Consider the following 4,909-nt stretch of genomic DNA (forward strand, 5'->3'; position numbering starts at 1 on the left):
CCAGGCATCAAACAAGCAGAAGCCCATCCTCACGGATGGGCTTTTTGCTGTCTGCGATATAGCAAAATAAACTTAACCTTCCTGCCAAAAGTTCTGAAACCCACTATTGCTCTCCGTCGGTTAACCCACGATACAAGCCTTACGCTGCGCGATCGGGTAAACTAGCGGGATCGTGGTATCAGGAAAAAATCATGCGTATCTCCCTCAAACCTTTTAATAGTTTTAATCTGGAATGCCGCGCTAAAAAGCTGATTGAGGCGGCGACACCAGAGTCGTTACAGCAGGCCTGGCTTGATGCAATACGGCAGGGCGAACCGGTGATGATTCTGGGAGGGGGCAGTAATGTTCTTTTTCTTAAAGACTTCGACGGTACGGTAATCGTCAATCGCATTGCGGGCATCGCCGTTAAAGAGGCGGAAGAAGCCTGGCATATTCATGTTGGCGCAGGGGAGAATTGGCACAAGCTGGTCGAATACACGCTCAACAAGGGTATGCCTGGACTTGAAAACCTGGCGCTTATCCCCGGCTGCACCGGATCTTCACCGATCCAGAACATCGGCGCTTACGGCGTCGAGCTTAAACAGGTCTGTGAATATGTCGATTGTATCGAGCTTGAAACCGGCAAAGTATTGCGTGTCGATAATACTGATTGTCAGTTTGGTTATCGGGACAGCATCTTCAAGCATGACTATCAGAACCGTTTTGCGATTATCGCGGTCGGGCTGCGCCTGAACAAACATTGGGTGCCCGTTTTAACCTATGGCGATCTCGCCCAGTTAGATCCCGCGACTGTAACCCCACAACAGGTCTTTGATAGCGTCTGTCATATGCGGCAAACCAAACTGCCCGATCCCCGCGTACAGGGCAATGCAGGCAGCTTCTTTAAGAATCCTGTCATCAGCGCTGAGCAGGCTGCACGGCTCATTGAGCTGTTTCCACGCATACCTCATTACCCTCAGGCCGACGGAAGCGTTAAGCTCGCCGCGGGCTGGCTGATCGATCAATGCCAGCTGAAGGGATACCGGGTGGGAGGCGCAGCCGTGCATCGTCAGCAGGCACTGGTACTGGTTAATCTGGATAACGCGACCAGCCAGGATGTAGTAAGCCTGGCACATGATGTGCGACAGCGCGTGGGTGAGCGATTTAACATCTGGCTTGAACCGGAAGTGCGTTTTATTGGTCAGGCTGGCGAAGTGAATGCTGTGGAGACAATTTCATGAAGGACAATAAGATACCTTTAACGCTTATCTCTCTCCTTGCGGATGGCGAATTCCATTCGGGTGAGCAACTGGGCGAAAAATTAGGTATGAGCCGTGCGGCGATTAATAAGCACATCCAGACGCTGCGCGATTGGGGCGTGGATGTGTTTACCGTACCGGGAAAAGGTTATAGCCTCCCTGAACCTATCCAACTGCTGGATGCATCGTTCATTCATAGCCAAATTGATGCCGGATCAGTAAGCGTCTTACCGGTTATCGACTCTACCAACCAGTATCTTCTCGACCACCTGGCAAGCCTCTCCTCCGGCGATGCGTGTATTGCGGAATATCAGCAGGCCGGTCGTGGCCGTCGTGGCCGGAAATGGTTCTCGCCATTTGGCGCTAACCTCTATCTATCGATGTACTGGCGTCTTGAGCAGGGCCCAGCCGCTGCGATTGGCCTAAGTCTGGTCATCGGTATTGTCATGGCTGAAGTGCTGCATGAATTGGGTGCCGATCAGGTGCGTGTTAAATGGCCGAATGACCTGTATCTTCAGGACCGAAAGCTGGCGGGTATTCTGGTTGAATTAACCGGCAAAACCGGCGATGCGGCGCAGATTGTCATCGGTGCGGGCATCAACCTGGCAATGCGTCGGGTTGAAGAAGAGGTCGTTAACCAGGGCTGGATTAACCTGCAGGAAGCGGGTATTCATATCGATCGTAATAAGCTCGCCGTACGGCTTATTAATGAATTACGCAACGCGTTGAAAATCTTCGAGCAGGATGGCTTAGCGTCTTTCCTGAGCCGTTGGGAAAAACTGGATAACTTTATCCATCGCCCGGTGAAACTGATTATTGGCGAAAAGGAAATCTTTGGTATTTCCCGGGGTATTGACGAGCAGGGCGCATTATTACTGGAGCAGGATGGTGCGGTTAAGCCGTGGATTGGCGGCGAAATCTCGTTACGCAGCGCAGGACAATAAAAAAGGGAGCTTAGCTCCCTTTTTTATTTGCGTAACCTGACGCATTCAACAGCGTGATCGGCGCTTTTGGTCATTATCAGACTGGCTCGCTCTCGTGTTGGTAGAATGTTCTCTTTTAAATTCAGCCAGTTGATTTCTTTCCACAGTTGGGTGGCCACGTTGACGGCCTCTTCTTCTGATAGCCTGGCGTAATTATGGAAATAGGAATCCGGGTCGGTAAAAGCCCCTTCCCGGAATTTCAAAAAGCGGTTGATATACCATGTCTGTAATAGATCTTCTGGCGCATCGACATAAATAGAAAAGTCGACGAAATCAGAAACAAATACATGGTGAGGGTCGTGCGGATAATCCATGCCGCTTTGTAGTACATTTAATCCCTCAAGGATTAATATATCCGGCTGGGTCACGACTTTATCCCCATCGGGAATAACATCATAAATAAGATGGGAGTAAACCGGAGCCGTAACATTCGGAACGCCGGATTTCAGATCGGAAACGAATTTAACCAGCCGATGCATATCATAGGATTGCGGAAACCCTTTCTTTTTCATCAGATTTCGGTCTTTAAGCACCTGATTGGGGTGTAGAAAGCCATCGGTGGTGATTAATTCAACGCGACGGTGCTCGGGCCAGCGCGACAATAGTGCCTGAAGCACACGCGCCGTCGTGCTTTTTCCCACGGCGACACTGCCAGCAATACTGATGATATAGGGGATACGTTGCCCGTTAGTTCCTAAAAACTGTTCTAACACTGCCTGGCGGCGAAGATTCGAACTGATATAAAAATTCAGTAAGCGCGACAGGGGCAAATAAATTTCAGCCACTTCATCCAGCGAGAGATCTTCGTTTATACCCTTCAGGCGCGCGATTTCGCCTTCAGTTAAGGTCATTGGGACTGAGTCACGAAGCGCAGCCCACTGGCTCCGATTAAACTGAAGATAAGGAGTCATTATTGTTTGCTCTGTATTACTTTTCAGCATGTGTTTGCCTGTCATTGCGGACAAGGATGAACGCTCTGGCTGGTTCGTTTCATTTCATAAACGGCCAGTGACACGCCATAGATATCAGTTTCAACGATGGGCAGGAGGGTAACACCAGAATGCAAAGAATAAGAAGAAAAAATCAAAAGGAGTGATGCTTTCCAGTGAAAGCATCACGTTTATAAAGCCTAGTTCGCAACGGCGCGCGGGTACGGATTTACGGCGAACAGGCGCTTATAGTAAATAACGGCGGAGTGGCAATAACCATCGGCGGAGCACACATAATCCGGCATTTCCCCCAGGCAACGGTAGCCTGTGGCCCGCCAGAAGGCCTCAGCAGGCGTTCCCGCCTGGACATCCAGATAAAGCAGCCCCCGACGAGACTGAGACGCCGCTTCCTCAACCGCCTGAATAAGCTTCTTGCCTGCTCCCAGCCGCCGGGCGCGACGATGCACCATCACACCTTTGATCTCAGCGCGGTTAAGCCCATCAGCATCTGCACACAGATCCAGGCGAGCATAGCCCACTACGCCGGACTCATCACGGGCGATCCATATCAGGGTTTCCTGGTTGCTTAATGCATCCCTGAGGCGGTAGAACGCGCTTTCTGCTTCTTCCCGGCTGATAGATTGCTGATAGCCCCCCAATGCGCCATCCGCCAGTACATCTAACAGGATGTTGGAGAGTTCCCGGCAATAGACGGGCAGTGTAGACGCGTTTAAGGCGATAATTTTCATAGCGGCACCTCCGGATCACAGGACACAGTAAAAGAATGCAATATGTGATCCAGCAGCAAAAAAACCGCCACAGCGCCAAAAATGACGCCATGTAAAACGGGGACGCCTCATTTAAAAGCGTTAAACCTGCGGCTATGCACAACCCTTGTGCGTCCCGATGCCGGTCAACAAACAAAATCCTGACTATTTCTTACGCTTCGCTGGTCAAAATAGTGCCAGAAGTGACGGGCTTAGTTCAAAATGTGAGCGGTAGAGCGTTTTATGCAATTTTTTTGTTGCATGCGGGCCCGGCAGTTCCTAGAATGCGCGCTACTTGATGCCGGCTTAGCTCAGTAGGTAGAGCAACTGACTTGTAATCAGTAGGTCACCAGTTCGATTCCGGTAGCCGGCACCATCAAGTACCCGGTGGGGTTCCCGAGCGGCCAAAGGGAGCAGACTGTAAATCTGCCGTCATCGACTTCGAAGGTTCGAATCCTTCCCCCACCACCATTTTAGGTTACGCCCTGCGTAGCCCGAGACGATAAGCGTCAGCGAATCGGCTCGAATAGTGAAGGGCTTCTCTTCATATTCAAACAGAAGAATCAGGTAGCCGAGTTCCAGGATGCGGGCATCGTATAATGGCTATTACCTCAGCCTTCCAAGCTGATGATGCGGGTTCGATTCCCGCTGCCCGCTCCAGATGTGCTGATATAGCTCAGTTGGTAGAGCGCACCCTTGGTAAGGGTGAGGTCGGCAGTTCGAATCTGCCTATCAGCACCACTTCTTTTATCCTCCCTGCTTCTTTTCTGTTTATATTCAACAAATTCAGGCTTGTGCCTGGTTGATGTGGTGATATCACCGATTTATCCGTGTCTTAGAGGGACAATCGATGTCTAAAGAAAAGTTTGAACGTACAAAACCGCACGTTAACGTCGGTACTATCGGCCACGTTGACCATGGTAAAACAACGCTGACCGCTGCCATCACTACCGTTCTGGCTAAAACCTACGGTGGTTCTGCTCGTGCATTCG

Annotated in this window: 5 protein-coding genes and 4 tRNA genes; 7 read left to right on the forward strand and 2 right to left on the reverse strand. The window is 50.7% G+C overall.

Annotated features, from left to right (window positions below):
- The first annotated feature begins 191 nt into the window (after nucleotides 1–191).
- Together murB and birA are read left to right on the forward strand one after the other, a co-directional pair.
- Nucleotides 192–1,220 (forward strand): UDP-N-acetylmuramate dehydrogenase, encoded by a 1,029-nt coding sequence (murB, locus tag RT120_RS21685; protein WP_312985946.1) that lies wholly within the window; start codon nucleotides 192–194, stop codon nucleotides 1,218–1,220.
- Nucleotides 1,217–2,182 carry a bifunctional biotin--[acetyl-CoA-carboxylase] ligase/biotin operon repressor BirA gene (gene birA, locus RT120_RS21690; RefSeq protein ID WP_312985948.1) on the forward strand — a complete coding sequence of 322 codons (966 nt, stop codon included), beginning with the start codon at nucleotides 1,217–1,219 and terminating at the stop codon, nucleotides 2,180–2,182. The genes murB and birA overlap by 4 nt, the downstream gene beginning before the upstream one ends.
- Before the next feature lie 23 nt (nucleotides 2,183–2,205).
- Here birA and coaA read toward each other — a convergent pair whose 3' ends face one another.
- Together coaA and RT120_RS21700 are read right to left on the reverse strand one after the other, a co-directional pair.
- Nucleotides 2,206–3,162: a type I pantothenate kinase gene (gene coaA, locus RT120_RS21695; protein WP_312985950.1), complete on the reverse strand. Its 957-nt coding sequence runs from the start codon at nucleotides 3,160–3,162 to the stop codon at nucleotides 2,206–2,208.
- Nucleotides 3,163–3,350: 188 nt separating this feature from the next.
- On the reverse strand, nucleotides 3,351–3,899 hold the full coding sequence (locus RT120_RS21700; RefSeq protein WP_312985952.1) for a GNAT family N-acetyltransferase: 549 nt from the start codon (nucleotides 3,897–3,899) through the stop codon (nucleotides 3,351–3,353).
- 318 nt (nucleotides 3,900–4,217) lie between these two features.
- Between RT120_RS21700 and RT120_RS21705 the strand changes: the two genes are divergently transcribed.
- From RT120_RS21705 to RT120_RS21725, 5 genes are all read left to right on the forward strand, one after another.
- Nucleotides 4,218–4,293: transfer RNA gene (locus RT120_RS21705), tRNA-Thr, on the forward strand.
- A gap of 10 nt (nucleotides 4,294–4,303) precedes the next feature.
- A tRNA-Tyr gene (locus RT120_RS21710) sits at nucleotides 4,304–4,388 on the forward strand.
- A 114-nt stretch (nucleotides 4,389–4,502) separates the two neighbouring features.
- A tRNA-Gly gene (locus RT120_RS21715) sits at nucleotides 4,503–4,577 on the forward strand.
- A 5-nt stretch (nucleotides 4,578–4,582) separates the two neighbouring features.
- Nucleotides 4,583–4,658 (forward strand) — tRNA-Thr (locus RT120_RS21720).
- A 109-nt stretch (nucleotides 4,659–4,767) separates the two neighbouring features.
- Nucleotides 4,768–4,909, forward strand: a 142-nt coding sequence (locus RT120_RS21725; protein WP_074437493.1) for a GTP-binding protein, incomplete at its 3' end; no start/stop codon positions are given.

The sequence above is a fragment of the Atlantibacter sp. genome (assembly GCF_032062175.1).
In the GTDB taxonomy this organism is placed as follows: domain Bacteria; phylum Pseudomonadota; class Gammaproteobacteria; order Enterobacterales; family Enterobacteriaceae; genus Atlantibacter.